Source organism: Castellaniella sp. S9, from assembly GCF_027257175.1.
GTDB lineage: Bacteria > Pseudomonadota > Gammaproteobacteria > Burkholderiales > Burkholderiaceae_B > Castellaniella.
On the sequence record NZ_JAPFGD010000001.1, the window covers coordinates 1 to 24562 of the forward strand.

The following is a 24562-nucleotide window of genomic DNA, read 5'->3' on the forward strand; positions in this document are numbered from 1 at the left end:
CCCAGTTGACGGATTGTGGCTTTGACCCGACGGCCAAGCTTCAGGTACAGCCTCACGGCGCGCAATCGGTCTTCGTACGAATACATGAACCACTCCTAGAGTAGTCCAAGATTTTGTCCGCACCCCCCCGGCACGAAGATGTCGATGTCTTTACTCAGCCGGTGTCGGTACCGAAACATCAGCACCGTTCCACCGCCCAGCGTCCAGAACGGGCCTCAACATCCCGACGAATTTGTGGAGAATCTCTTCGATCTTGATGCGGCTGCGGTAGTAGCCGCCGCGCAACGCCAGCGAGCACAACTCAAGAATCCACCTATCGACGTCGACCATTATCTGGAGATCCTATTCCGGCAAGGACTGGTTCAGACAACCAAAGCCTTAGCGACCTATTGTTCCATTCTCTAACATCGCAGCCCAACGCTGCCCATCAGGCACCTGCCGTAGCCGAAGGATGGAAAACCTGTCAATTGGAGAGAATTGAGTTGGCTATTGATTGGACAAATGCCTATGAAGGCATCGAAGTAGCGGTGGCAGCAACGGCTCAGGAATTTATTGACGCTCTTCGGCCATCCAATTCCCATTGGTGGGAAGGTGCATCTTGCCCGTGGGTTTTTCGGGGCCACGCATACGAGGAGTGGCAGTTATTACCTTCGGCTTGGCGCCCATCGAATACCATCTTGAACAACATCCGTTCAGCGCAGTGCTGGTTCGCTACGCGTCGCTTCCTTCGAATCAGGTGGATTCGGCCCGATGTAAACGGATTTACCATCCTTCCACACCACGGCGTACTGGCCTAGGCGGCGCTTGCGATCCAGTGCCTTGGCCACGGAATTGCGTAGGCTTTCCAGTGCCTTGCGCGTGTCTTCGTCATATTGGAGACTCATAGGCCCGCCTCACTGCGTAAGTGCCGATAGACGGCATCATCAAAAATTTCAACACGATTCCCCTGCTGAGTAAACACAAGAGCTGGGTCATCCAAGCTGTTCAGGTAGCAGCGCGTCAGGCTGACCCGGTGGGCATACAGTTCAAACAAGTTGCGCAAGCTCCGGGCAAAACGTCGTTCAATCGCCTGCGCCGGGATACTGTGGCCGCCGTGAGCGACACGCTCGGCCACCCGGTCATGAGACAGCTGCACATTGGGTAAGGCCAAGTATGACATCTCGACACGCCAGCCGCTTTGCATCAAGCGATCCACCAGCCGCAGGTAACCACGTCCAGACAAAGTTGTCTCAAAAGCGAAGTCCTGGCGCGCTCGTTCGCACCGGTCGATTTCCGCCAGATACAGCTTGGACGCAGCCAACTGCTCACGCTCGGGATTCAAGGGTGACAGCCCCGCAGCAATCAGGTCGGCATTGATGAACGTCTGGCATTGGGCGACCGCCGGGAGGTAGTCCAGTGCAAAGGTTGTTTTTCCTGCGCCATTGGGGCCTGCAATGATCCAGCAGGTGGGCGTCAGACTCATACCTGCAAATCACCCGCATTGGCCACTTGCACATCCAACCGCATTTGCTCACGAAACCAAGCATCGTGATCAGGTGCCTGCTTCTGGGTTCGGACGTAATCGCGCATGAAGGCCCGCAACAGCTGTGCACCGCTGACGTCTCCCGCCTTGGCGATTTCAGTGAATTCGTTCTTCAGTTGCTCGTCCACACGAAACGTGAAGGTGGATTGATTCATGGTTTGGCCCATGTGTTACATCGAAAGTGCAATCTAACACAAACCTCAGAGCTACAGCAAAAGGAGTACAAGGGCGATGTTCTATGTAAAGCCCCACCGCACCGGCGACGGCCTTGGATACCTCGTCCTCCCGATACCATGCCAGCGCCGTTTAGCTGATCATGGTATCGGTGTCTCTTTCAATGGCACCTTCTCTTCATGCCATAAAAAATGCCATTGATGATGCGATAAACATCGTTATTGATTCGATATTTTTACAATAAAATCAATAGATTATAAAACAATCTCACTCCCACTCTATTATCAATAGAATATTAATACACTTATATTTCATTATCTTGTAAAAACAAATCAATCCAATGCCATGAAAAATACCATGCCTAATTTATCCGACTGAAAATTGCTCGTTCTGCCGACGTTCGCGCTCCTGGTCGGCAATCTCGCCCGGCTGCAATGCCAGCTCGGCATCGCTCATATCCTCGAGCACGTCGCGCAGGCGGATAGTGCAAGAGATGGGCGGCGGCTCGAACTCGTAGCCACCAGCGATCATTTCGGCCTCGGCTTCCTCAGTGATGAAAAACGGCTCATCGCTCTGATGCAGCTTCGTCATGCCCTTTTCTCCTGGCGTTCATCCTGGCCGACAGCGGTCAGCGCTGTCGGCTTCAGAAGACGGCTGCACAGACTATTAGAAGTCAACTGCACTGAAACCGTGAGCACATCATTTTCCTTCAATCAGTTCGCCGAATAGCTCCTTGACCTTGGCTTTGGCATCGGTCAGCGCCACGCGGCCTTGCTCGGTGATCTCATACATCCGTCGATCCCGTCGACCGGTGCGCTCATGCCGAGAAGTGAGATAACCCTTCTTTTCCAAACCGTGCAGCATGGGGTATAGCGTCCCGGCACTAAGCTCGTAGCCGTGGTGGCGTAGCTCTTCGATGATGCCGAGGCCGAAGATGGGTTCTTCGGCTGCGTGATGCAGGATGTGCAAACGGATCAACCCGCCGTAAAGGTCTTTGTCGGTCATGCTCGGAACCTCACAGGGTCACGCTCAACAACCAGCCCACGATACCACTGCCAACCACGACCAGCCATGGCGGCAGCTTCCAGAACATCAGGGCAACCAATGCCACAAGGGCCAAGCCGAAGTCTTGCGGCGCATGAATCGCGCTCGTCCATACTGGTTGATAGAGGGCGGCCAGCAGCAGACCAACCACGGCCGCATTGATGCCCAGCAACGCCGCTTGCGTGCGGGTGTTGCGGCGCAGACGTTCCCAGAACGGCAAGGCACCCACGATCAGCAGGAAGGACGGCGCAAAGATCGCTAGCAGGCAGACCAAGCCCCCCAACCAGCCGGAGGGTGCCTGGTTCATCGAAGCACCGAGAAACGCCGCGAAGGTGAACAGAGGGCCAGGGACGGCCTGCGCGGCACCGTAGCCTGCCAGAAATGCGACATTGCTGACCCAGCCAGAAGGCACCACTTCGGCTTGCAGCAGCGGTAACACGACATGTCCGCCACCAAAGACCAGCGATCCGGCCCGGTAGAAGGAATCCACCATAGCCAGCGTCTGATTCGGGAACATGGCTGTCAAAAACGGCAACCCGATCAGTAGAACAAAGAACAGCGTCAGCCAGAACAAACCGACGCGACGCCGCATGGCAATCGGCAACGGGTCATGCGCAGCGCCCTGCTGAGGTTTGAACAACAACAGGCCAATAATCGCTGCAATGGCGATGACCCCCACCTGTCCCCAGGCAGACGGCACCAGAAGCACAAAGCAGGTCGCCGCCGCCATGATGGTGATGCGGGGTGCGTCTGGACAGAGATTGCGAGCCATCCCCCATACGGCTTGCGCGACCACCGCCACGGCCACCACCTTCAAACCGTGCAGTACGCCTGACGGCATCGCATCCCCGTAACTGGCCATTCCCAACGCAAACAGGATCAACACAATCGCCGACGGCAACGTGAAGCCCGCCCACGCGGCCACGGCCCCGGCATAGCCGGATCGGGAGAGCCCGAGCGCGATGCCGACCTGACTGCTGGCCGGCCCCGGCAGGAATTGGCAAAGGGCGACCAAATCCGCATAGCTGCGCTCGGTCAGCCACTGTCGCCGCGTCACAAACTCATAGCGAAAGTAGCCCAAATGGGCAATCGGGCCTCCGAAAGAGGTCAGGCCCAATCGGAGAAAGATCAGAAAAACAGCCCACGGGCTGTGGTCAGTCTTCGTGGTACCGGTCATGGTCGCATCTTGATTTCTGGTTTCGTTAGACCATAATAATCGAATTTCGATAACGAAATACGACAAAGAAAGGTACGCATCATGGAGCTCGTTCTGATCGGACTTGCGACCCTACTGACATCTGGGCTGACCTTATTCTCAGGCTTCGGCTTAGGAACGATACTAATGCCGGTGTTCACATTGTTCTTCCCATTGCTATTAGCCATAGCGGCGACTGTTGTGGTGCATTCCGCCAACAATCTCTTCAAGTTCGAGTTGATGGCCCGGCAATCCGTGGAGTGTCGGTCGCCACGCTCACCTCGCTTGGCGCACAGCCGCTACACCCAATCAACTGGTGCAGTCGTCTTCTAAAAATGACATGCGCCTAGCTCATTTCGACCACTTAAATGAGCTGTTGAGTATACCCATAATTTCGACTATTATTGAAATATGGAAACGATAAATGCTGTTGCCGCTCTGGCGGCCCTCGCTCAAGAATCGCGCCTCGCGGTGTTCCGGCTGCTCGTCCAGGCCGGTCCCGCCGGCATGGCCGCCGGAAAAATCAGCGAAGCGGCCGGCATCCCGCCGTCTTCGCTATCCTTCCACCTGAAAGAGCTGGCACACGCCGGCATGGTCACGTCGCGGCAAGAAGGCCGGTTTGTGATCTACGAGGCGAACTTTTCGACGGCCACTAACCTGGTGGCCTTTCTCACGGAAAACTGCTGCGGCGGCCAGGTGTGCAACCTGTCTTGCACCACGGAAGCCGGGAAGGTGTTGGCATGAGGCTTCGCCATCTTTCCGACCCCGATTCTTTGCCCGCTTTGAACAAATCCTTTGCCATCGAGCGCCCGGCGCTCGGGCTGGCACCCGACGCCCCGCCGGTGCGTATCCTGCTGCTGTATGGCTCGCTGCGCGCCCGCTCGTTCTCACGGCTGGCCGTCGAGGAAGCGGCCCGGCTGCTACAATTCTTTGGCGCAAAAACACGCATCTTCGACCCGTCCGATTTGCCGTTGCCCGATCAAGTGCAAAGCGACGATCACCCGGCCGTCAAGGAGCTGCGCGCCCTGTCCGAGTGGTCAGAGGGACAAGTCTGGTGCAGCCCGGAACGCCACGGTCAGATCACCAGTGTCATGAAGGCGCAGATTGACCATCTGCCGCTTGAAATGGCCGGCATCCGGCCGACCCAAGGCCGCACCCTGGCCGTGATGCAGGTATCCGGCGGCTCGCAGAGCTTCAACGCCGTGAACACCTTGCGTCTGCTCGGCCGCTGGATGCGGATGTTCACCATTCCGAACCAGTCGAGTATCGCCAAAGCGTTCCAAGAGTTCGACGCGGCGGGCCGCATGAAGCCCTCGCCGTACTACGACCGAATAGCCGATGTGATGGAAGAACTGGTGCGCTTCACGGCGCTGGTACGACCGCACCGTGAAGCACTGACAGACCGCTATTCCGAACGGAAAGCGGCCGGCCACGTCATCGACCAGGCCACCGATCTTTCATCCATCGCCATTGCTCCCCAGGCACTACCAGAAAGCGAAACATCATGACCGAAAGAATCTATAACGTCCTCATCCTCTGCACCGGCAATTCGGCGCGCAGCATCATGGCCGAAGCTCTCATCAACACGATGGGGCAAGGGCGCTTCCGCGCCTACAGCGCCGGCAGTCACCCAACCGGCAAGGTCAATCCCTTCGCCGTCGAAAAGGTGGAGTCGGTGAATTACCCGACCGAGAATCTGCGCAGCAAGAGCTGGGACGAGTACGCCACGCCCGACGCACCGAAGATGGACTTCATCATCACCGTCTGCGACAACGCCGCCGGCGAAATGTGTCCGGTGTGGCCTGGTCAGCCGATCTCGGCGCATTGGGGATTTGAAGACCCGGCCGCCGTCGAAGGCACTGACGACGAGAAGCGCCGGGCCTTCGAACAAACCTTCCGGCACATGATGAACCGCGTCCGCCTATTCGTGAATCTGCCTCTCAAAATGCTTGACCAGACGGCCATCAAGCGCGAGCTGGCGAACATCGGCAAGACCGAGCAGGAAGCATGAGCGCCGGCGCACAGGCCATCGCCGCGAAGCCGCGCCAGGCCCCGATGAGCGGCTTCGAGCGTTACCTGACGCTGTGGGTGGCCCTGTGCATCGCCGCCGGCGTTGCGCTCGGCCAAGGCCTTCCTGACGTGTTCCAGGCCATCGGCCGCATGGAAGTGGCCCAGGTCAATTTGCCGGTGGGCCTGCTGATTTGGGTAATGATCGTCCCGATGCTGGTCAAGATCGACTTCGGGGCGCTGCACCAGGTCAAAGAGCATTGGCGCGGCATCGGCGTCACGCTGTTCGTGAATTGGGCCGTCAAGCCATTCTCGATGGCCCTGCTGGGATGGCTGTTCATCCGACAAGTGTTCGCTCCGTTCCTGCCGGCCGATCAACTGGACAGCTACATCGCGGGCTTGATCTTGCTGGCCGCCGCGCCCTGCACGGCAATGGTGTTCGTGTGGAGCCGCCTTACCAACGGCGACCCGCTTTTCACGCTCTCGCAAGTGGCTCTGAACGACGCCATCATGATCGTGGCCTTCGCGCCCATCGTCGGCCTGCTGCTGGGCATGTCCTCGATCTCGGTGCCTTGGGACACGCTGCTGATTTCGGTCGTGCTCTACATCATCGTGCCGGTGATCCTGGCGCAGCTCTTGCGGCGGCATCTGCTCAAGCAAGGACAGACCGCCTTTGAACGGGCCATGCAGAAGATCGGGCCGTGGTCGATGGCCGCGCTGCTGCTGACGTTGGTTCTACTGTTCGCCTTCCAGGGCGAGGCCATCATCTGGCAGCCGTTAGTGATCGCCATGCTGGCCGTGCCGATCTTGATTCAAGTGTTCTTCAATTCCGGGTTAGCCTACTGGCTGAACAAGCGGGCGGGGGAAAAGCACTCTGTCGCCTGTCCTTCGGCCCTGATCGGTGCCAGCAACTTCTTCGAGCTGGCCGTGGCGGCCGCCATCAGCTTGTTCGGTCTGCACTCCGGTGCTGCATTGGCAACCGTGGTCGGCGTCCTGGTCGAAGTGCCGGTGATGCTGCTGGTCGTGCGCGTGGTGAATCGTTCGAAGAGCTGGTACGAACGAGGTTGAACATGAGTAGGGAAAAAACTGAGGAAATGATTGCAGATTGCCGCGCCGGCCGCTTCCAGGCGCATTCGATCACTGACCTGGAACACCTAATATCCATGCTTGATGAGGTCGCCCGATGACAGACCCAAAGAACCTAGAGAACAGGCTGCATGAGAAGGCCGACCCGGCCCGCGCCGTTTCCACTGGCCGGGTGCGCTACACACTGGCCGAACTACTGGCCGACGCGGAAGCATCCGGGGCTTACCCGCTGCCGCCGGAGGAACGCGAATGGATGGATGCGCCGTCTGTGGGTCGGGAATGGCCAAACAGTGAAGATTGAAAAAGGCGGCCAGTTCGAGTGGCCGCCTTTTCGTCATTAGCTGCACGCTTGGCGCAAGGCGTTCATTGCTTCTTGAAAATCAGCCTGTGCCGCCCGGCCCGTTTCAGCTTGGTAGTACACCACCATGAAAGCGTTGGCGACGGCTTCGGCCACTGGCCCCAGACTCTGCGCTGCGGCCTGGTCGATATACTCCAAGGAAGCTAAGATCGCCGCCGCCTGGTGCACGACATACCCCGGTTCGATAAGATGTTGTGTTGTCATGATTCACCTCTCCAATAGGTGTTGATTGAAAGTGCCGGGCTGGTTGTGGCCAGCCCGGTGCGCCTACAGGTATAGACCCGCCGCCTCCGCGAATGCCGACCGCTGATTACTGCGCGCCTTGCCCTCGATGGGTACCGGCTTGGCTTCAAGCTCTCGCATAGGGTCTGGCCGTGCAGCAAAAGCCGCCGCTTCTGCCTCTCTATCAACTTCGGTCGATTGTTCGCCCAGCGGCGAAACAAACGCTTGGCCAGCTTCTTCCCTTGGCGTTTCATCCAGGGCCGCCAATGCGGCCATGTAAGGTGTTGTCATTGGTCTAGCTCCTTCCTTCGTTGTTGTCAGTGTTAGGATTCACGAAACCAGCAACCTCGGAATTCCGCTCCTGCTGCCGCTCCTGGGCATATGAAACGTAGTCCTCGACTCCGAACGTATTGCCCTCACTCTTGGCCTGCCATTCGGCATGAGACGCCATTGCTTGCGCCTGGTCGGACTCTGACAGCGCGTTGAATCCGCCGGTTTGATTTATCCAGCCGCCGCCACTTGGTTTGCCGGAACTGCCAGCATCACCGCCAAGGCTGTTGCCACCAAAGTCCTGCCCTTCGGTGCTCTGCGCCGTGTTTTCTCCTGGCTCCATACTGGCCCTGATTCCAGCCGCCAGTTTTCCGCCGGTTGTCTCTGCTACCCGCTCCTGGAACCCTTGCTGCATTTGAGAACCGACACCCTTGGCCAGCTCGGATGCAGTACCAGCGGCCAGCTTCGCCGCCCTGGCAAAACCGCCACCACTTGAGCTGCTACCGCTGTCGCTAAAGCCTGCTGCCTGGGCAAACGGTGAACTGCCAGCCGTATCAGCCTCACCACCGCCGCTGCTGCTGCCACTGTTGGCTATCGACCCCATGCTGGGCATATCGCTACCGGCGCCCATCGAGGCTGATGCTTTCTGGAATGCCGCCTGGATGGCCGATGCGCCGCCCACAGCCCCGGTAGCAGCTCCCATCACGGCCTTACCAGCCATTGCTGCGCCGCCGGTGGCCATGCTTGCCGCTGTCATTGCAGCCCCCATAGCTGCGCCTGCACCGAAGCTACCCGCTCCACCGATAGCGCCCAGGCTCGCGCCCGTCACAATCCCGGAAATCATCGAAGGAACCTTGTTGACCAGGAACAGCAATATCAAAGCAATCACCAACATAACGGCCAGCTCTTGAGAGGTCACACCCTCGCTGATTTGCGCGTAATAGTGATTGATGAACTGCTTGCCAATTGCGACCAGCAGCACCATCGCCATGAGCTGCGCGGCCACGCCCAACACGGTTTTGTAGTAGTTGATGGCCATGTCGGAAGTCCAACGCGACCCACCAAATCCGAGAAAGAAAATGCCGGCATACATCAGAATCCAAGCCGATGCCATGACCAGCAGTAGGTTAATCGCGATCAATGCCATGACGATCAACACAGCAATGGCCAACAACTCCATGACCAAGGCCGTTGCGAACTGTCGCCACCCCAATTCCGACGTGGCCTGTACTGTTTTGTGATACAGCTCAAAACCCAAGTCGAGGATGCTTGATGGCCCCAGCTTGCTATCAGACAAACCACCTGCCTGCGCTCCCAGCATTTGCAAGGACTCAACCATCGTTCCAGCGATATTCATGCCGGTAGTGGCATTCGTCAGCAGCCACCAGAAAAAGCCGGTGAAGATCGTGAACCGGACGAACTCCGCGAAGAACTCGCCAATGTCGGCCTTGCGCAAGGCCATCTGGCCAAATGTCCAGACCATCGAAATCACTACCAGCGTCCAGAACAACCGGGATGCGGCAGCTTCAATGGCAGGCCCCCAGGTTGATGCCGTAGTGTGAAAACGCTCCAGGACGTCATTCATGACACCGCTACTGCTAAGTTCCTGCGCCATCGCCGGTTCAGCTAACGCCGCAGTAACGGCCACCATCAGGCCACCAAAAACAATTTTTTTAACCATGTCGGCCACCTCAATAATTGTCTTTAGGGCTGGGCTTGAACTCCCACTGGCGCATTTGTTTGGCCTTCTGGAATGCTCTGCATTCCTCGGTAAAAGCCGCTCGGTTCGCTTCGCTGCGCGTTTCGTTCAATGCTGCCTGGAACGCATCAGGGGCGCACGTCGCCGCGTTTGGTTCGGGCATCCTTTCCTGTTCACATCCAGCCAACAACAGCACCGCAGCCGCCGCAGTAAATAAGATTTTTTTCATCGCACCATCTCCCTAGTAGTTGTCTGCCGGACTCGGGCGAAACGTCCAGGTACGCATTTGCTCGGCCCTGGCATCACCTCGCGCCTCGGTATCGAGTTCTGCGGCAATCCGGGCCGCCTCTGCATTGTGTTGAGCGGTCAACATGGTGCGAATCTGCAAGAGCTGGTTGGCCTGCTGGCTGGCAAGCTGGTTGGCGTAGCCGATGGCCTGTAGCTGGCCAGTTGCGCCCTGGGCCGCGCCTTGCAGCCGCTCCAGGGTACGGGCGTCATCCCTCAACGCCTTTTGCTGGTCGGCCACGGTCTGAAACAGGGCATCATTGGCCTTCTTTTGCGACTCGGACGCCAGGCGGCGGTTTTCAGCCATTGCGGCCTGTTCGGCGGGTGTGCAACCGGCGGTGCCGTTAAAGCAAGGGGATGAACGGTAATAGGCCACGTCCTGGAACTTGGCCAGGTAGTTGTCCAGGCTGCCAAGCTGGTTTTCGTAATACGCCAGGGTGTTCTGAGCCGCCATCAATCGGTTGATGGTGGTCTGCGCCTGATCCCAGATATACGCGGCCGGGGCCATCGTGTTTTGCAGTTGGTTTTCGTACTGCTGCAATTGGGTCTGATACTGCTCAATCTGTTTGAGCGTCTGCGCTACAGACTCGATGGCAGTCATGATGTTCTGAGTCAGGTTGCCGCCGTCGATGACAGGGATGCCAGCCTGAACAGGGGCGATGCTGATAGTGGTGATAAAGCCAGTTGCGAGCGCAACGGCTAGAGCGGTTTTTTTAGCCGCTAAAATTCGGCTGTTTCGCATGGTCATTACCTCTCAAATGAATAGTTGCTATTCATCGAGTAGCTGCACTATGCACTATTCGGTAATTGACCAGCCCGATGCCGGTGGGCGGCCTTTTTTATAAGATCACGGCATCAAGTCAGAACTTTCTTCGCTGGTTTCGATTCACTCAGCCCAACTTCCCGGCTAATCTCATCCAGCTCCAACGGTTGTACTGCCGCTGTCAGTATTTCGCGTATTTCCGCGTCGGTGCTCCTCTCATTTAGCGCTGCTCGAACCTTCAACGCTCGGTGCACCTCGGCGGGCAAGTTTCTGATTAGCACATTGGCCATATCACTTCCCTTTTGGTGTACCAAACAGTTATGCTATCAAAGCAATCAAAAATATCAACCGTTGATTACTTTCTACTTGGCCGAACCACACTTTTCATGACCTGCCCCATTTCGTCCTGGGTAGCCTCGATCCGGCCCAGCAGCGCCAAGATGGTCGCCTCGCCAAAGTTGGCCGTCCGCACGTCATCGGTCAGCCAGAGTTTCAGCAGGCCACCAAGTCGGCCAAGGTCGCCATTGATGCGGGCCAGTTCGCGCACGCGCTCGTAGTCGGTGATGCCCTTGATTTCGTAGCCCTGGCCGACTTCGCGCAAGTAGCGCGCAACACTCAAGCCCGCCTGCCGGGCTTGGCGTTCGATCTCTTCTTTCTCATCCGGGAACACCGGCACCCGTAGGTGGTGGCGGCGCTTCCGGCCCGCTTGCTTTTCGTATTCCTCCATCGTCCAACCTCGCTTGTTGCTTCTTTGCCGGCGGTAGCTGGTTGCCTCGCAGAGCAGGATTCCCGTTGAGTGCCCCCGGCGCGAATAAGGGATAGTGAAGATAGATAACCGGCTTGCCGGTTAGCTAACTTCACCCATCCTGCCCGCATCTCAACCACTATCGCAACTCTAACGGATATCGAACAACGGGCTACTTATCCTCAAACTAACATCGATTACTGGCAACACAGATGTAATCGCCAAAGAATCGGTATGTAATCGGTATAGCTGCTTGAGAATCGCTGTTAAATCGGCTTCAAATCGGAATCCAGAATGCTAGAAATCGAAAAACACCACCCGCCCCAATAGGGCGAGTTGAACGCCAAGAAGGAAGGCATAGCCCGCCCCTCAAGTGTCAATGAACACGAGAAATTTGCCGCCCTTCCCGTCATACCACTAAGGCGACGTATTGATATTTGAGGGGCAATCTTTCCGGATGTTGACACCTTCACGCAGGTTACCGGCTATGCGTATCCAGCAGCACGGCTTATTCCTGTTTGGTAATAATAAGAATAATAATCTTCTTATTATTCTTACCGGATAGATAAACATTGCCAGATCATTTGAAATCTTGGGTTAGAGTCTCGACATAGAGAATTCATAAGCGCACACAGCAGCCCTCCAGCGCTGCTAGCGACACTTTCGGCTTCAGAACATGGGGCAGGACACCCTGATTGCTTTCACCGCTCACAAGGCGTCTCAGAAGCCACAATAGCCACCTTTTCTCTTCTTGGCGTTAAACCATCGGCCTATGGCCGATTGAGAAAGCCCGCCAGGGCTTTATTGGCAAGGTCAGAACGCGCCCTCAAGGCGCGAGCTGCACCGCGCATGATGGATTATCTTTAGATAATCTTGGATGGATTTCTCAAACTCCCCGCAAAGCCTTACCCCATCTGGGTTTTCCAGATCGGGACGGGTGGCGTTACGACGGTGAAAGGGTGACGTTACGACGGTAGGCGGGTGGTGTTACGACGGTAAATAGGTGCTGTTGCCGTGTGGCCAGGCCTCTTGATTTCCCATTTTCCCTTGGCGTACTCGTTTACTATCCAACCCACGGCGGCAACTTCGGCCAGAGCCTTACGAGCGGTCTGGCGGCGTGTTTTAAGTGTGTTGGGGTTGGTGACTTCATCTGGCCAGACATAGCCGCAAAGCGTGTCCACCTCCACGCGCCCGGATTTGCCGGGGTCGATCCAGCCGCATAGCCGTTGATGCATCAGCCGTGCCGGATCAGTCTTTAGCACCCGCACTTCCGCCATGTCGATACGGGCATATGGACGATGCCCCAGGATCGCTTCGGCAATGCGCGGATTCAGGGCAACCCATAGCCTGCCGTCCGCCTCGTCAAAAGCGTGGCTCATCAGGTGGAACGCGGCTTGCCGCCGTCCCTTCGTCACAAGGATGGTGACGTTCGACATGCGTAGCAGGCTGGCTTTGAGCGCCTTGATGTTGTCGCCGCTATCCGTCATGCCCGTTTCTGAGAGCAGCTTGGTCAGGCTCTCACGAACCACCAAGCCGTCTTGCTCAATGGCTTCGAAACGTGGCTCAAGGAATAGCCGTAGCTGTCGCCCGGTCTCACTGGTCGGTTCCGGGGTCAGCAAGATGCCGTTCGGCCCGCCAAGGGCCACGATGCCTTGCAGAAGGCGCATGTCATCGGCCCCAAGAGGTTCGAAACCAACGAAGCGCATGGATTCGCCTTCACCAAAGGTGTAGGTCACGTCCAGCTTGCCCCGTTTGCGCTCGCCACGCTTGAGGCTACGAAACAGACCAGGTGCCAAACAGTGCGCGGGATCATGCCGAACGTGGGTCAAGTTATGCTTAGGCTTCTTCACGCGGCCTCCTTTTCACCTTGCACTGCCGCTCCAGTACAGCAGGCTTCAACACGCCGCCGTCGTGCCGTCTAAACCAGAGTTCTTGAAAAGGCGCGCCATAGTTGGCCTTGCTGACGCCAAAGCGGACAAAATACCCGCGCTGACAATCATCGACCCCCAGTATCTCGGCCTCGCCTTGCGTCATGCCGGATAGGTACGATTGCCAACGGATGTTATCGACCAGTACGGACGATCCACGACTGGCCTGCTGTTGATCGCCCGACCCCATCATGGCTGCGCTTTTGCTCGCGTGGTGCAGAAACACAATGGAGCAGCCTGTATCCGCGGCTATAGCCTCCATGTGCCCCACAACCTGCGCCATCGGCCCGCTAGCGTTCTCCTCCTCGATGTGGAAGCGTCGCAAAGTGTCCAAGATCATCAAGCGACGACCTTCAGCGGCTCGATTGAGGGCATCGAACCAGCTAGCAACCATGATGTTGGGGCATTTACCGATCAAGGGTTCAATGAGCAAACCATCAGCCACAGCTTGCCGTTCTGCGGCGCTGAGGTGCGCCCCAAGGGCGTGCAGACGATGGTGAATAGCCGACGGTGGATCTTCAGCAGGCAGATAGACCACTTGCCCGGTGGGAAACTCGCCTATTTCAAGTAAATCAGGCCCCCCAGCAATCTGTGCAGCCAATTGAAGGGCCAACATTGATTTACCAGCCCCACCAGGCGATACAAGAGCACCAACAGTGCCTGCAACCATATTAGGCAGAACATAATCAATGGGTGGCGGCAATTCCGTGAAAGCCGCCATAAGATCAAGAGCCATATAACTAGCCCTCTATAGGGCCAGGTCGCGCAGCTTGATCGCCCGATGATTTACGTGTCTCAATCCACTTTTCGACCTCTGACAAATCCCAAGCGACGTTTCTACTGGTAAGCGCGATGCGGCGTGGAAACTCCCCTCGCTGCTCCAGGTTATAAATTGTTCGTGTCGAAAGCGGGATCATCTCCAGGAGCTTCTTCCTGTTGATGAGGGTCTTGATATTTTGCATGGGTCAATACCTCTCAAATGAATAGTTGCTATTCATCGAGTAGCTGCGCGAAGCAGCTAATCGGTAATTGACCTGCCCGATGCCAGTGGCGGCCTTATTTGTGAAATCATGGCATCAAGTTCAATGCTATCAAAGATAGCAAAAACATCAACCCTTATTGCCTCCCAAAGTCCACTCGTCAACCATATCCGCCCAATCCTGCAACATCGCTGCCCGCTGCTCACGGTATTCAGCCTTGTTGTAGACGGCTCTGACACCCTTCTGCTCGTGCGCCAAACACTTCTCAATCCAGTCGGTGTTGTAGCCCGCCTCATGCAACAGCGTACTGGCTGTGCGCCGCAAATCGTGCGGCCCGAACTTGGCAAGTGACTTCCCATCTTTCTGCGCCGCCTTGTAAGTCAGGGTCAACACTTGGTTGAGTGTGGCAGCGCTCATCGGCGCATCCGAGTCGTACCGTGATGGCAAAACGAAGTCGGAACCACCCGCAAAGGTTTTCAGGGCAATGAAAATATCCAGAGCCTGCTGGGACAGAAATACCAGGTGCGGGTTACGGCGCTTCATCCTCTCCTTCGGAATCGTCCACAACGCCTCGCTGAAATTGATCTCGCTCCAGGTTGCATTGGTCAGCTCGCTTTTGCGCACCATGGTCAGCAAAAGCAGCTTGGCCGCCGCACGATTTGTTGGGCTTGTACCAACCCGCTCCATGTACTGGTACATCAGCCCAATTTCTTCCGGCGTCAACGCGCGGTCGCGCGGCTCGAACCGGGCGATGCTTGTTGGGCGCACCAGTTCTGCCGGGTTTTCGACCTTCTGCCCACGCTCGATGGCCCAGCGAAATACCTGCAACACGATTTCACGCACATGAACGGCGGTGGCCGGTGCGCCTCGCTCAACAATGGCATCAGTCAGCGCCCGCAAGTCTTCGTGGGTGATCTCCACCAACTTCTGATTGCTGAATTTCGGCTTCAGCTCACGCTCATAGACCGAACGGCGCATATCGCGGGTGGAGTCGGCCATCTGGTAGCCACGCAGCCACTTTTCCGCCCAGGCACCAAACGTCTCCGCATCTTTAACTCGCGCCTTGTCACGGGCCTTCTCCTTGGCCGGCGACTTGCCAGCCGCAACCATCTTCTTGGCGTCATTCAACTGCTCACGGGCTTCAGCCAAGGTGATGCCACCGACGCCATATCGACCAAAGGTGATGGTCTCCTGCCGTCCGTTGATTGAGTAGTTGTAACGAAACGAGATGGAGCCGGCTGGAGTCACGGCCACATAGAGACCTTCTCGGTCATTCACCTTGTAGAGCTTGTCCCTGGGCTTGAGATTTCGCAGCTTGGTATCGGTCAGCATGTAGCGTGTCCTTCTTCATTCTCGATACCATGCTGAAAAAACGCCAAATTTGCATCGTTTTTTCTATACAAAACAACAAGTTATCAAAATTCAATACCATGAACACATAAGAAAATGCAGCATGGTATCGGCATCAACCATGGCATCATCAACGGATAGTACCAGCTTTAATGCCATGCTCAAACGGTGCTTGACGCTTCCTCCAGTTGCCAGATCGTGCCAGACAAAAATATAAAAAAGCCCGCAATTACGCGGGCTTAGCGGCTTTTTATGCCTTCAGATGCCTGACCGTGCCAGACGCGGGATCATTCCCACTCAATCGTCGCCGGCGGCTTGCTCGACACGTCGTACGTCACCCGGTTGATGCCGCGCACCTCGTTGATGATGCGCGACGATACCTTTTTCAGCAGCGCATACGGCAGTTCGGCCCAATCCGCGGTCATGAAGTCCGAGGTCTGCACGGCGCGCAGGGCCACGACGTAGTCGTAGGTGCGGCCGTCGCCCATGACGCCTACGGATTTCACCGGCAGGAAGACGGCGAAGGCCTGCGAGGTCAGGTCGTACCAGCTCTTGCCGCTGTTGGGCTCGATGGTGGCGCGCAGTTCCTGGATGAAGATGTCGTCGGCGCGGCGCAGCAGGTCGGCGTATTCCTGCTTGACCTCGCCCAGGATGCGCACGCCCAGGCCGGGCCCGGGGAAGGGATGGCGGTACACCATGACGGGCGGCAGGCCCAGGGCCACGCCGAGCTTGCGCACCTCGTCCTTGAACAGCTCGCGCAGGGGCTCCAACAGTTTCAGGTTGAGGGTCTCGGGCAGGCCGCCCACGTTGTGGTGGGATTTGATGGCGACGGCCTTGCCGGTCTTGCTGGCCGCCGATTCGATGACGTCGGGATAAATGGTGCCCTGCGCCAGCCAGCGGGCGTTTTGGAGCTTGCCGGCCTCGACCTGGAACAGCTCGACGAACTCGCGGCCGATGATCTTGCGCTTGGCCTCGGGGTCGGACACGCCGGCGAGCTTGCCCATGAACTGGACGCTGGCGTCGATGTGCATGACCTTGATGCCCAGGTGGCTGGCCATGGTGTCCATGACCTGTTGGGCCTCGTTCAGGCGCAGCAGGCCGTGGTCGACGAACACGCAGGTCAGCTGGTCGCCGATGGCCTGGTGGATCAGGGCGGCCGCGACCGATGAGTCGACGCCGCCGGACAGGCCCAGAATGACCTCGTCGTCGCCGACCTGCCGGCGAATGCGCTCGACGGCCTCGGTGACGTAGTCGGGCATGTTCCAATCCCGCGCGCAGCCACAGATGTCGGTGACGAAACGCTCGAGCATGGCCTGGCCCTGCACGGTGTGCGTGACCTCGGGATGGAACTGCACGGCGTAGAATCCGCGCGCCTCGTCGGCCATGCCGGCAATCGCGCAAGTCGGGGTCGAGGCCATGAGCTTGAAGCCGGGCGGCAAGGCGGTGACGCGATCGCCATGGCTCATCCAGACTTTCAGCATGCCGTGACCTTCGGCCGTGCGGAAATCCTCGATGCCGTCCAGCAATCGCGTATGGCCATGGGCGCGGACCTCGGCATAGCCGAATTCCCGGTGATCGGAAAATTCGACCTGCCCACCCAACTGCATGGCCATGGATTGCATGCCGTAGCAGATGCCCAGCACCGGCACGCCGGCGGCAAAGACCGCCGCCGGCACCTTCAGCGATTCCTCGGCATAGGCCGAGGCATGGCTGCCTGACAGGATGATGCCCTTGAGCCCCGCCTGATCCGCGATGAATCCGTCGTCCACGTCGCCCGGATGGATCTCGCAATAGACACCGGCCTCGCGCACGCGGCGGGCGATCAGTTGGGTGACTTGGGAACCGTAGTCGAGGATGAGGATGCGCTGATGCATGATGGGCAAGGGGAAGGAGGATTCAAGGCGTTAATGTAACCCATGGCGCCCTCGTCCGCGCTGCCCTGCTCGCCCTGGCGCGACGCCTGGCGGGCCGTTACATTAGAGGCCAAGAGGAGATCGTCGCATGACTTTGAAATCCATCACGCTGCCCCTGCCGCTGGCGGGGCTATTGGCGCTGGCCGTCGCCATGGGGATCGGCCGCTTCGCTTTTACGCCGGTGCTGCCGATGATGCAGGCGGACCAGGGGATGTCCCTGGCCCAAGGGGGTTGGCTTGCCAGCGCCAACTATCTGGGCTATCTGGCGGGCGCCCTGGTGGCCGCCCGGCTGCCGTGGCCCGCCGACGCGCTGCTGCGCCGCGGCCTGTGGACTGTGGTGCTGACGACGGCGGCCATGGGCGTGACGGGCCACTGGCTGGCCTGGCTGCTGTGGCGCTTCCTGGCGGGGGCGGCCGGCGCCTGGGTCATGGTCGGCACGGCGGCGCTGTGCATCGCACGCCTCAATGCAGCCGGGCGCGCCGGGCAGGCCGGCGTGGTGTTCGCCGGGGTCGGCTGCGGCATCGCCTTTGCCGGCCTGGTGTGCATGGCGCTGGCCCTGGCCCAGGCCTCGTCCCCGCAGGCGTGGCTGCTGCTGGCGCTGGCGGCGCTGTGTGGCCTGGCGGGCGCCTCCGCGCTCTGGACCCGGCCGGCACCGGCGATGTCCCCGGCCGCCGACCGCCGGACGCCATCGGGCGCGGCGTCGTCCGTGGCCGCCGATGGGCCTGCGGGCCCTGGACGCACAGGCCGTCCCGGCCTGCACTGGGGCCTGATCTGGTGCTATGGGGTCTATGGCTTCGGCTACATCCTGCCGGCGACGTTCCTGCCCGCGCAGGCGCGCATGCTGGTGCCGGACCCGCTGCTGTTCAGCCTCGCCTGGCCGGTGTTCGGCGTGGCGTCGGCGGTCGCGACGCTGATCGCCGGCCGCCTGCTGCGCCGCTACACGCGCTGCGAAATCTGGGCCGGCGCGCAGGTCGTGATGGCCGTCGGCGTGCTGATGCCGGTCTGGATCCACAGCCTGGCGGCCATCCTGGTGGCCGCGATCTGCGTCGGCGGTACGTTCATGGCGATCACCATGGTCGGCCTGCAGGAGGCCCAGGCGCGGGTGGCCGCGCCATGGGTCAAGACTCAGATCGCGGCCATGACCGCCTCCTTTGCCGTCGGCCAGCTCGTGGGGCCTTTGTTTTTCAGCTTCACGCACCTGTGGTTCGATGCGGGCCTGGAACTGGCGCTGGTGCTGGGGGCGGCCGGCCTGGTGGCCGGCGTCATTCCCATCCTGCGCTTGCAAGGCGGACGGCGGGCCGCATGAGGCCGGGCCTGAAACGCCCGTCGGATGGACCTCAGTCGGCGCGGTAGTTGGGGGCTTCTTTAGTGATCTGCACGTCGTGCACGTGCGATTCGCGCACACCCGCGGCGGTGATCTCGACGAACTCGGCCTTGCCGTGCAGCTCGCCGATGGTGGCGCAGCCGCAATAGCCCATCGAGGCGCGGATGCCGCCGACCAGCTGATAGATGATGGCGATCACGCTGCCCTTGTAGGGGACGCGCGCCTCGATGCCTTCGGGCACGAGCTTGTCGACATTGTTGCCCGGGTCCTGGAAGTAGCGGTCGGCCGAGCCGTCGGCCATCGCGCCCAGGCTGCCCATGCCGCGATAGGATTTGTAGGACCGCCCCTGGAACAGGACGACCTCGCCGGGGGCTTCCTCGGTGCCGGCGAACATCGAGCCCATCATGCAGGTGGAGGCGCCCGCCGCCAGCGCCTTGGCCACGTCGCCGGAATAGCGGATGCCGCCGTCGGCGATCAGGGGCACGCCCGAGCCTTCCAGGGCCTTGGCCACGTCGGCGATGGCGGTGATCTGCGGCACGCCCACGCCGGCCACCACGCGGGTGGTGCAGATGGAGCCCGGGCCGATGCCGACCTTGACGCCGTCGGCGCCCGCCTCGACCAGGGCCAGGGCGGCCGCGGCGGTGGCGATATTGCCGCCGATGACCTGGATGTTGGGGTAGTGTTTCTTGACCCAGCGCACGCGCTCGATCACGCCGGCGGAATGGCCGTGCGCGGTGTCGACCACGATGACGTCGACGCCGGCGCCGGCGAGTTTTTCCACGCGCTCGTCGGTGCCCTCGGCCACCCCGACGGCCGCGCCCACGCGCAGCTGGCCCTGGGAATCCTTGCTGGCGAGAGGGTGCTCGGTGTTCTTGACGATGTCCTTGACGGTGGCCAGGCCGCGCAGCTGGAACTTGTCGTTGACGATCAGCACGCGCTCGAGGCGATGGCGGTGCATCAGGGCCTGGGCCTCCTCGAGGGTGGCGCCCTCGTGCAGGGTGACGAGGCGTTCCTGCGGCGTCATGACCTCGCGCAAGGACACGTCCAGGCGGTCTTCGAAGCGCAGGTCCCGGTTGGTGACGATGCCGACGAGCTTGCCGCCCTCGACCACCGGCAGGCCGGAAATGCCGTGCTGGCGCTGCAAGGCGATGGCGTCGCGCACCTTCATCGTGGGCGTGACGGTGACCGGGTCGATGACGATGCCGAATTCATGGCGCTTGACCCGCGCCACCTCGCGCGCCTGGGCGTCCGCGTCCAGGTTCTTGTGGATGATGCCGATCCCGCCTTCCTGGGCCATGGCGATGGCCAGGCCGGACTCGGTGACCGTGTCCATGGCGGCGGATACGAGGGGGATGTTGAGCTGGATGCTGCGGGTGAGATTGGTGGCCAGGCGCGTGTCGCGCGGCAGCACCTGGGAATAGGCCGGAACCAGCAACACATCGTCGAAGGTCAGGGCTTTCTTGATCAGACGCATGAATGAACTCCGCACAAAGATCGATTATACCGTCTCGGCAAAGGGTTTTCCCGCGCCTCCACCTCGCGGCTTGCACGCCGCCCGGATTCGATAGGCACAGCACAGCCCATGGGGACGATGCCGCACTATCCTATCGAAACGCGTGCGTTGCGGAACATGCGCATCCAGGGGCTGTAGCCGCCGTGCGGCGCATCGTCGCCGCCGGCATCGGCCGGGCCCCATCGTTCGGGGCGCCACGACATCATGACGTTGCGCGTGACGCGCTCGGGGTGCGGCATCATGATAGTGAAACGGCCGTCGGCGGTGGTGACGCCGGCCAGCCCCCCCGGGCTGCCGTTCGGGTTGGCCGGGTAGCGCTCGGTGCGCGCGCCGCGATTGTCCACGTAGGCCAAGGCCTCGGCCACGCGCGAGGCATCGCCCTGCAGTTCGAAGTTCGCGTAGCCCTCGCCGTGGGCCACGGCGATGGGCGCGCGCGCCCCCGCCATGCCGGCGAGAAAGATCGAGGGCGAGTCCAGGATTTCGACCAGCGAAAGGCGCGCCTCGTACTTTTCCGAGACGTTGCGGGTGAAGCGCGGCCAATGGCCGGCCCCCGGAATCGCGTCGGCGAGGGCCGCCATCATCTGGCAGCCGTTGCACACCCCCAGGGCGAAGGTGTCGGGGCGCTCGAAGAAGGCCGCGAACTGCGCGGCCAGGGCCTCGTTGTAGCGGATGGTGCGCGCCCAGCCCTCGCCCGCGCCCAGGACGTCGCCGTAGCTGAAGCCGCCCACCGCCACCAGCCCTTGCGCATCGCGCAGGTCGGCGCGCCCGGCCAGCAGGTCGGTCATGTGCACGTCCACGGCCTCGAATCCGGCGGTGTCGAAGGCCCAGGCCATCTCGACCTGGCTGTTGCAGCCTTGTTCCCGCAGGACCGCGACGCGCGGGCGCGCGCCGGTGGCGATGAACGGGGCGGCGATGTCCTCCTGGGGATCGAAGTTCACCCGCGGGGACAAGCCGGGATCATCGACATCGAGCCAAATGTCGTATTCGGCCTGGGCGCAGTCCGGGTGGTCGCGGCGCGCCATGATGCGCCGCGTGGTCTCGCTCCAGGCCTGGCCAAGCTCGGCGATCGGACGCTGGTAGATGCAGGATCCGTCGCGATAGACCTGCAGCTCGGCCTTGCCGTTGAGCATGCCGACGACGTGCGAGCAGGGCGACAGGCCCGCCTGCCGCAGGCTGCGCAGAACCTCGTCGCGCTGGTCGCGCCGCACCTGCAGCAGCAGGCCGGCTTCCTCATTGAACAGGGCACGCAGATTGCGCTCGTGGCGCAGCACGGCGACTTGCTCGCCGCGGATCTTGTAGTCGCCGGCGTCGGCCTCGTGGGGATCGATGGTGAGCATGTCGAGGTTCAGCGACACGCCCGTGCGCCCGGCGAAGGCCATCTCGGCCGCGGCGGCCAGGAGGCCCCCGTCCGAGCGGTCGTGGCAGGCCAGCACCAGGCCGCGTGCCGCCAGCTCGCGCACGGCCAGGAACGCCGCGCGCAGCACGCCGGCGTCGCGCATGTCGGGCGCCTCGTCGCCGATCCGGCCATGGACCTGGCCCAGGACCGAGCCGCCCAGGCGCTGGCGCCCTTCGCCCAGGTCGATCAGCAGCAGCACGGTGTCGCCCTGGTCGGTGCGCAGTTGCGGCGTCAGCGTGGCGCGCACGTCGCCCACGGGTGCGAACGCCGTCACCACCAGCGACACCGGCGACACCACGGCATGGTCGCCCGCCTCGTCCGTCCAGGCGGTGCGCATGGACAGGGAATCCTTGCCGACCGGAATCGACAGGCCCAGGGTCTGGCACCAGTCGCTGACGGCGGCGACCGTATCATAGAGGGCCGCATCCTGGCCCGGCGCGCCGCAGGCGGCCATCCAGTTGGCCGAGAGCTTGACGTCCTCGAGGCGCGCCACGTCGGCGGAAACCAGATTGGTCAAGGCTTCGGTGACCGCCATGCGGCCGGAGGCCGCCGGGTCCAGAACCGCGACCGGGCTGCGTTCACCCATGGACATGGCCTCGCCGCGCACCTGTTCATAGTCGGCCAGGGTGACGGCGCAATCGGCGACCGGCACCTGCCAAGGTCCCACCATCTGGTCGCGCGCGGACAGGCCGCCCACCGTGCGGTCGCCGATGGTGATGAGGAATGATTTGTTGGCCACGGTGGGGTGGCGCAAGACGCGTTCTATCGTTTCGCCCAGGTCCATGTCGGCCAGGTCCAGGGGTTCGCCGCGAAACGCCAGGCGCTCGGCCCGGCGCGCCATGCGCGGCGGCTTGCCGAGGATGGCGTCGACCGGCACGTCCACCGGCCGCATGCCCTCGGGCGCGGGACGCTCGGCATCCAGGCCTGGCAGGCCTTCGCCATGGGTGACGCGCAGGCTGCGATCCTCGGTGGCAATCCCCACCACCGCATACGGGCAGCGCTCGCGCTCGGCGATGCGGCCGAACCGTTCGAGGTCGGCCGGCAGGATGGCGAGAACGTAGCGTTCCTGGGACTCGTTGCTCCAGATTTCAGCCGCGGACAGGCCGGATTCCTCGACCGGCACGCGGTCGAGTTCGAACACGGCGCCGCGCCCCGCGTCATTGACCAGCTCGGGGAAGGCGTTGGACAGCCCGCCCGCGCCGACGTCGTGGATCGCCAGGATGGGATTGGCCTCGCCCTGCTGCCAGCAGCGGTCGATGACCTCCTGGGCGCGGCGCTGCATCTCGGGATTGCCCCGCTGCACGGAATCGAAATCGAGCTCGGCCTGGTTGGCGCCCGCCCCCATGCTGGAGGCCGCGCCGCCGCCCATGCCGATGCGCATGCCGGGACCGCCCAGCTGCACCAGCAGCGCGCCCGGCGGCAGCGGATCCTTGTGCGTCAGGCGGGCGTCGATCTGGCCCAGTCCGCCGGCCAGCATGATGGGCTTGTGGTAGCCCCAGCGCACGCCGTCGACCGTCTGCTCGAAGCTGCGGAAATAGCCCAGCAAGTTGGGACGCCCGAACTCGTTATTGAAGGCCGCGCCGCCGATCGGCCCCTCGATCATGATGTCCAGCGGGCTGGCAATGCGGTCGGGCGCGCCGCCCGCGTCCTCCCAGGGCTCGGGCGCATCGTCGACGCGCAGGTTCGACACGGTGAAGCCGGTCAGGCCGGCCTTGGGCTTGGAGCCGCGGCCGGTCGCGCCCTCGTCGCGGATCTCGCCGCCCGCGCCCGTGGCCGCCCCCGGGAACGGGGCAATGGCCGTCGGATGGTTGTGGGTCTCGACCTTCATCAAGGTGTGGACCTGGGCGTCGTGGCGCGCATAGACGGGCGACTCGCCGCCCGCATGGAACAGTCGGGCGGGGCCGCCGGCCATCACGGCCGCATTGTCCGAATAGGCCACGACGGTGCCGACGGGCTGCGCCGCGTGGGTCTCGCGGATCATGTCGAACAGCGTGCGTTCCTGGGCCTGGCCGTCGACCGTCCAGCGCGCGTTGAAGATCTTGTGACGGCAGTGTTCGCTGTTGGCCTGCGCGAACATCATGAGCTCGACGTCACTGGGGTCGCGCCCCAGATCGGTGTAGGCGCGCAGCAAATAGTCGATCTCGTCGCCGGACAGCGCCAGGCCCAGGTCGGTATTGCAGGCCTCGAGCGCCTCGCGGCCGCGCGCCAGCACCGCAATGGCCTGGACCGGCTTGCCCGGCAAGGGCGCGAACAACGCCTGGCCGTCGAAATCGCCCTCGACCACCGCCTCGGTCATGCGATCGTACAGGCAGGCCGCCACGGCCTCGCGCTGCGCCGCGTCGAATTCGCGCCGGCCCAGCAGATTGCGCTGAGGCAATACCGCATAGTGGATGCCGCGCTCGATACGGCGCACGGCCGACAGGCCGCAGTTGTGTGCGATGTCGGTGGCCTTGCTGGCCCAGGGCGACACCGTGCCGGGCCGGGGCACCACCATGAATTCCAGCGCATGCCGCTCGGCGGCCGAAGCCTCGCGCGGCCGGCCGTCGTCCAGCAGCGCGTCGAGCCGATCACGGGCCGAGGCATCCAGTTCGCCGTCCACCCCGACGTAATAGCGGAAACGGGCCTCGACCGAGGCGACGGGCAGGCCCCGGGCTGAAAACGCCTGCAGCAGGCGCGCGCGCCGAAAGGCTGACAGGGCGGAGGAACCGGAAATGAGGAGGACGCGGGTCACGGGGCTGGGCGGCAAAAAATAGGTATGAAGCCTTCTATTTTACCCCGGGATACCCCT

26 protein-coding genes and 1 pseudogene are annotated in these 24562 nt (G+C 61.2%); 6 read left to right on the top strand and 21 right to left on the bottom strand.

The features are described from left to right. Positions 1 to 128: 128 nt before the first annotated feature. The 7 genes and pseudogenes from OOZ48_RS00005 to chrA all read right to left on the bottom strand — a co-directional run. A pseudogene (locus OOZ48_RS00005) lies at positions 129 to 212 on the bottom strand (nucleotidyl transferase AbiEii/AbiGii toxin family protein); the annotation flags it as partial. A 480-nt stretch (positions 213 to 692) separates the two neighbouring features. Then, on the bottom strand, positions 693 to 884 hold the full coding sequence (locus tag OOZ48_RS00010; protein ID WP_269493968.1) for a hypothetical protein: 192 nt from the start codon (positions 882 to 884) through the stop codon (positions 693 to 695). Continuing rightward, entirely contained in the window at positions 881 to 1462 is a 582-nt protein-coding gene (locus OOZ48_RS00015; protein ID WP_269493971.1) for a zeta toxin family protein, read from the bottom strand. Before OOZ48_RS00015 ends, OOZ48_RS00010 begins: the two co-directional genes overlap by 4 nt. Continuing rightward, positions 1459 to 1677 (bottom strand): hypothetical protein, encoded by a 219-nt coding sequence (locus tag OOZ48_RS00020; RefSeq protein ID WP_269493974.1) that lies wholly within the window; start codon positions 1675 to 1677, stop codon positions 1459 to 1461. Before OOZ48_RS00020 ends, OOZ48_RS00015 begins: the two co-directional genes overlap by 4 nt. Positions 1678 to 2062: 385 nt before the next feature. Further along, entirely contained in the window at positions 2063 to 2287 is a 225-nt protein-coding gene (locus tag OOZ48_RS00025) for a hypothetical protein (protein WP_094829794.1), read from the bottom strand. A 108-nt stretch (positions 2288 to 2395) separates the two neighbouring features. Continuing rightward, entirely contained in the window at positions 2396 to 2701 is a 306-nt protein-coding gene (locus tag OOZ48_RS00030) for a PadR family transcriptional regulator (protein WP_134838266.1), read from the bottom strand. Positions 2702 to 2711: 10 nt separating this feature from the next. Next, complete coding sequence (gene chrA, locus OOZ48_RS00035; RefSeq protein WP_269493977.1) at positions 2712 to 3917, bottom strand: chromate efflux transporter; 1206 nt, start codon at positions 3915 to 3917, stop codon at positions 2712 to 2714. Positions 3918 to 4346: 429 nt separating this feature from the next. On the opposite strand from chrA, the gene OOZ48_RS00040 reads away from it, so the two are divergent. The 5 genes from OOZ48_RS00040 to OOZ48_RS00060 all read left to right on the top strand — a co-directional run bounded on the left by OOZ48_RS00040 (position 4347) and on the right by OOZ48_RS00060 (position 7329). Further along, the gene (locus tag OOZ48_RS00040) at positions 4347 to 4679 is read left to right on the top strand and encodes an ArsR/SmtB family transcription factor (protein WP_094829797.1); all 333 of its coding nucleotides are present in this window, start codon (positions 4347 to 4349) and stop codon (positions 4677 to 4679) included. After that, positions 4676 to 5443, top strand: coding sequence for an arsenical resistance protein ArsH (arsH, locus tag OOZ48_RS00045; protein ID WP_269493980.1), 768 nt, complete (start codon positions 4676 to 4678; stop codon positions 5441 to 5443). Before OOZ48_RS00040 ends, arsH begins: the two co-directional genes overlap by 4 nt. Next, positions 5440 to 5946: an arsenate reductase ArsC gene (locus OOZ48_RS00050; RefSeq protein ID WP_094829799.1), complete on the top strand. Its 507-nt coding sequence runs from the start codon at positions 5440 to 5442 to the stop codon at positions 5944 to 5946. Before arsH ends, OOZ48_RS00050 begins: the two co-directional genes overlap by 4 nt. Then, positions 5943 to 7010, top strand: coding sequence for an ACR3 family arsenite efflux transporter (gene arsB / locus OOZ48_RS00055; RefSeq protein WP_094829800.1), 1068 nt, complete (start codon positions 5943 to 5945; stop codon positions 7008 to 7010). Before OOZ48_RS00050 ends, arsB begins: the two co-directional genes overlap by 4 nt. Positions 7011 to 7125: 115 nt before the next feature. Further along, a complete protein-coding gene (locus OOZ48_RS00060; protein ID WP_000131871.1) occupies positions 7126 to 7329 on the top strand; it encodes a hypothetical protein in 204 nt (67 codons plus the stop codon). 36 nt (positions 7330 to 7365) lie between these two features. Here OOZ48_RS00060 and OOZ48_RS00065 read toward each other — a convergent pair whose 3' ends face one another. The 12 genes from OOZ48_RS00065 to guaA form a co-directional block, all read right to left on the bottom strand. Further along, complete coding sequence (locus OOZ48_RS00065; RefSeq protein ID WP_269493983.1) at positions 7366 to 7590, bottom strand: type I toxin-antitoxin system ptaRNA1 family toxin; 225 nt, start codon at positions 7588 to 7590, stop codon at positions 7366 to 7368. Positions 7591 to 7653: 63 nt separating this feature from the next. Further along, complete coding sequence (locus OOZ48_RS00070; RefSeq protein WP_094829803.1) at positions 7654 to 7899, bottom strand: hypothetical protein; 246 nt, start codon at positions 7897 to 7899, stop codon at positions 7654 to 7656. Between the two features lie 4 nt (positions 7900 to 7903). Beyond that, positions 7904 to 9559: a P-type conjugative transfer protein TrbL gene (trbL, locus tag OOZ48_RS00075; RefSeq protein ID WP_094829840.1), complete on the bottom strand. Its 1656-nt coding sequence runs from the start codon at positions 9557 to 9559 to the stop codon at positions 7904 to 7906. A gap of 10 nt (positions 9560 to 9569) precedes the next feature. Then, the gene (gene trbK, locus OOZ48_RS00080; RefSeq protein WP_269493986.1) at positions 9570 to 9806 is read right to left on the bottom strand and encodes an entry exclusion lipoprotein TrbK; all 237 of its coding nucleotides are present in this window, start codon (positions 9804 to 9806) and stop codon (positions 9570 to 9572) included. Positions 9807 to 9818: 12 nt separating this feature from the next. Further along, positions 9819 to 10604, bottom strand: coding sequence for a P-type conjugative transfer protein TrbJ (trbJ, locus tag OOZ48_RS00085; RefSeq protein ID WP_269495372.1), 786 nt, complete (start codon positions 10602 to 10604; stop codon positions 9819 to 9821). 113 nt (positions 10605 to 10717) lie between these two features. Further along, entirely contained in the window at positions 10718 to 10915 is a 198-nt protein-coding gene (locus tag OOZ48_RS00090) for a FitA-like ribbon-helix-helix domain-containing protein (protein WP_094829805.1), read from the bottom strand. Positions 10916 to 10980: 65 nt separating this feature from the next. Next, positions 10981 to 11352 carry a conjugal transfer transcriptional regulator TraJ gene (gene traJ / locus OOZ48_RS00095; protein ID WP_094829806.1) on the bottom strand — a complete coding sequence of 124 codons (372 nt, stop codon included), beginning with the start codon at positions 11350 to 11352 and terminating at the stop codon, positions 10981 to 10983. A gap of 983 nt (positions 11353 to 12335) precedes the next feature. Then, on the bottom strand, positions 12336 to 13220 hold the full coding sequence (gene repC, locus OOZ48_RS00100) for a replication protein C, IncQ-type (protein WP_269493989.1): 885 nt from the start codon (positions 13218 to 13220) through the stop codon (positions 12336 to 12338). After that, positions 13207 to 14034, bottom strand: a complete 828-nt coding sequence (locus OOZ48_RS00105) for a helicase RepA family protein (protein WP_269493992.1) — start codon at positions 14032 to 14034, stop codon at positions 13207 to 13209. Before OOZ48_RS00105 ends, repC begins: the two co-directional genes overlap by 14 nt. A 4-nt stretch (positions 14035 to 14038) precedes the next feature. Further along, the gene (locus OOZ48_RS00110; RefSeq protein WP_269493995.1) at positions 14039 to 14260 is read right to left on the bottom strand and encodes a helix-turn-helix transcriptional regulator; all 222 of its coding nucleotides are present in this window, start codon (positions 14258 to 14260) and stop codon (positions 14039 to 14041) included. A gap of 147 nt (positions 14261 to 14407) precedes the next feature. Next, positions 14408 to 15610 carry a tyrosine-type recombinase/integrase gene (locus tag OOZ48_RS00115; RefSeq protein ID WP_269493998.1) on the bottom strand — a complete coding sequence of 401 codons (1203 nt, stop codon included), beginning with the start codon at positions 15608 to 15610 and terminating at the stop codon, positions 14408 to 14410. 305 nt (positions 15611 to 15915) lie between these two features. Beyond that, positions 15916 to 17502, bottom strand: a complete 1587-nt coding sequence (guaA, locus tag OOZ48_RS00120; RefSeq protein ID WP_269495373.1) for a glutamine-hydrolyzing GMP synthase — start codon at positions 17500 to 17502, stop codon at positions 15916 to 15918. A gap of 127 nt (positions 17503 to 17629) precedes the next feature. Here guaA and OOZ48_RS00125 point away from each other — a divergent pair, with 127 nt between their 5' ends. Then, positions 17630 to 18847, top strand: coding sequence for a YbfB/YjiJ family MFS transporter (locus OOZ48_RS00125; RefSeq protein ID WP_269494000.1), 1218 nt, complete (start codon positions 17630 to 17632; stop codon positions 18845 to 18847). A gap of 31 nt (positions 18848 to 18878) precedes the next feature. Here the strand turns inward: OOZ48_RS00125 and guaB are convergent, their stop codons facing one another. Both guaB and purL read right to left on the bottom strand, forming a co-directional pair. Beyond that, complete coding sequence (gene guaB / locus OOZ48_RS00130; protein WP_269494003.1) at positions 18879 to 20339, bottom strand: IMP dehydrogenase; 1461 nt, start codon at positions 20337 to 20339, stop codon at positions 18879 to 18881. Between the two features lie 125 nt (positions 20340 to 20464). Continuing rightward, entirely contained in the window at positions 20465 to 24505 is a 4041-nt protein-coding gene (gene purL, locus OOZ48_RS00135; RefSeq protein WP_269494006.1) for a phosphoribosylformylglycinamidine synthase, read from the bottom strand. Positions 24506 to 24562: the final 57 nt, after the last annotated feature.

What these genes read in the sequence shown, in the direction of transcription:
- OOZ48_RS00090 (WP_094829805.1), bottom strand. Translation starts at nt 10,915, where the DNA reads ATGGCCAATGTGCTAATCAGAAACTTGCCCGCCGAGGTGCACCGAGCG.
- OOZ48_RS00070 (WP_094829803.1), bottom strand. Translation starts at nt 7,899, where the DNA reads ATGACAACACCTTACATGGCCGCATTGGCGGCCCTGGATGAAACGCCA.
- OOZ48_RS00125 (WP_269494000.1), top strand. Translation starts at nt 17,630, where the DNA reads ATGACTTTGAAATCCATCACGCTGCCCCTGCCGCTGGCGGGGCTATTG.
- OOZ48_RS00065 (WP_269493983.1), bottom strand. Translation starts at nt 7,590, where the DNA reads ATGACAACACAACATCTTATCGAACCGGGGTATGTCGTGCACCAGGCG.
- OOZ48_RS00040 (WP_094829797.1), top strand. Translation starts at nt 4,347, where the DNA reads ATGGAAACGATAAATGCTGTTGCCGCTCTGGCGGCCCTCGCTCAAGAA.
- trbL (WP_094829840.1), bottom strand. Translation starts at nt 9,559, where the DNA reads ATGGTTAAAAAAATTGTTTTTGGTGGCCTGATGGTGGCCGTTACTGCG.
- OOZ48_RS00050 (WP_094829799.1), top strand. Translation starts at nt 5,440, where the DNA reads ATGACCGAAAGAATCTATAACGTCCTCATCCTCTGCACCGGCAATTCG.
- OOZ48_RS00015 (WP_269493971.1), bottom strand. Translation starts at nt 1,462, where the DNA reads ATGAGTCTGACGCCCACCTGCTGGATCATTGCAGGCCCCAATGGCGCA.
- OOZ48_RS00025 (WP_094829794.1), bottom strand. Translation starts at nt 2,287, where the DNA reads ATGACGAAGCTGCATCAGAGCGATGAGCCGTTTTTCATCACTGAGGAA.
- OOZ48_RS00110 (WP_269493995.1), bottom strand. Translation starts at nt 14,260, where the DNA reads ATGCAAAATATCAAGACCCTCATCAACAGGAAGAAGCTCCTGGAGATG.
- guaB (WP_269494003.1), bottom strand. Translation starts at nt 20,339, where the DNA reads ATGCGTCTGATCAAGAAAGCCCTGACCTTCGACGATGTGTTGCTGGTT.
- OOZ48_RS00060 (WP_000131871.1), top strand. Translation starts at nt 7,126, where the DNA reads ATGACAGACCCAAAGAACCTAGAGAACAGGCTGCATGAGAAGGCCGAC.
- trbK (WP_269493986.1), bottom strand. Translation starts at nt 9,806, where the DNA reads ATGAAAAAAATCTTATTTACTGCGGCGGCTGCGGTGCTGTTGTTGGCT.
- arsB (WP_094829800.1), top strand. Translation starts at nt 5,943, where the DNA reads ATGAGCGCCGGCGCACAGGCCATCGCCGCGAAGCCGCGCCAGGCCCCG.
- arsH (WP_269493980.1), top strand. Translation starts at nt 4,676, where the DNA reads ATGAGGCTTCGCCATCTTTCCGACCCCGATTCTTTGCCCGCTTTGAAC.
- OOZ48_RS00030 (WP_134838266.1), bottom strand. Translation starts at nt 2,701, where the DNA reads ATGACCGACAAAGACCTTTACGGCGGGTTGATCCGTTTGCACATCCTG.
- OOZ48_RS00010 (WP_269493968.1), bottom strand. Translation starts at nt 884, where the DNA reads ATGAGTCTCCAATATGACGAAGACACGCGCAAGGCACTGGAAAGCCTA.
- trbJ (WP_269495372.1), bottom strand. Translation starts at nt 10,604, where the DNA reads ATGCGAAACAGCCGAATTTTAGCGGCTAAAAAAACCGCTCTAGCCGTT.
- OOZ48_RS00115 (WP_269493998.1), bottom strand. Translation starts at nt 15,610, where the DNA reads ATGCTGACCGATACCAAGCTGCGAAATCTCAAGCCCAGGGACAAGCTC.
- guaA (WP_269495373.1), bottom strand. Translation starts at nt 17,502, where the DNA reads ATGCATCAGCGCATCCTCATCCTCGACTACGGTTCCCAAGTCACCCAA.
- traJ (WP_094829806.1), bottom strand. Translation starts at nt 11,352, where the DNA reads ATGGAGGAATACGAAAAGCAAGCGGGCCGGAAGCGCCGCCACCACCTA.
- OOZ48_RS00020 (WP_269493974.1), bottom strand. Translation starts at nt 1,677, where the DNA reads ATGAATCAATCCACCTTCACGTTTCGTGTGGACGAGCAACTGAAGAAC.
- chrA (WP_269493977.1), bottom strand. Translation starts at nt 3,917, where the DNA reads ATGACCGGTACCACGAAGACTGACCACAGCCCGTGGGCTGTTTTTCTG.
- OOZ48_RS00105 (WP_269493992.1), bottom strand. Translation starts at nt 14,034, where the DNA reads ATGGCTCTTGATCTTATGGCGGCTTTCACGGAATTGCCGCCACCCATT.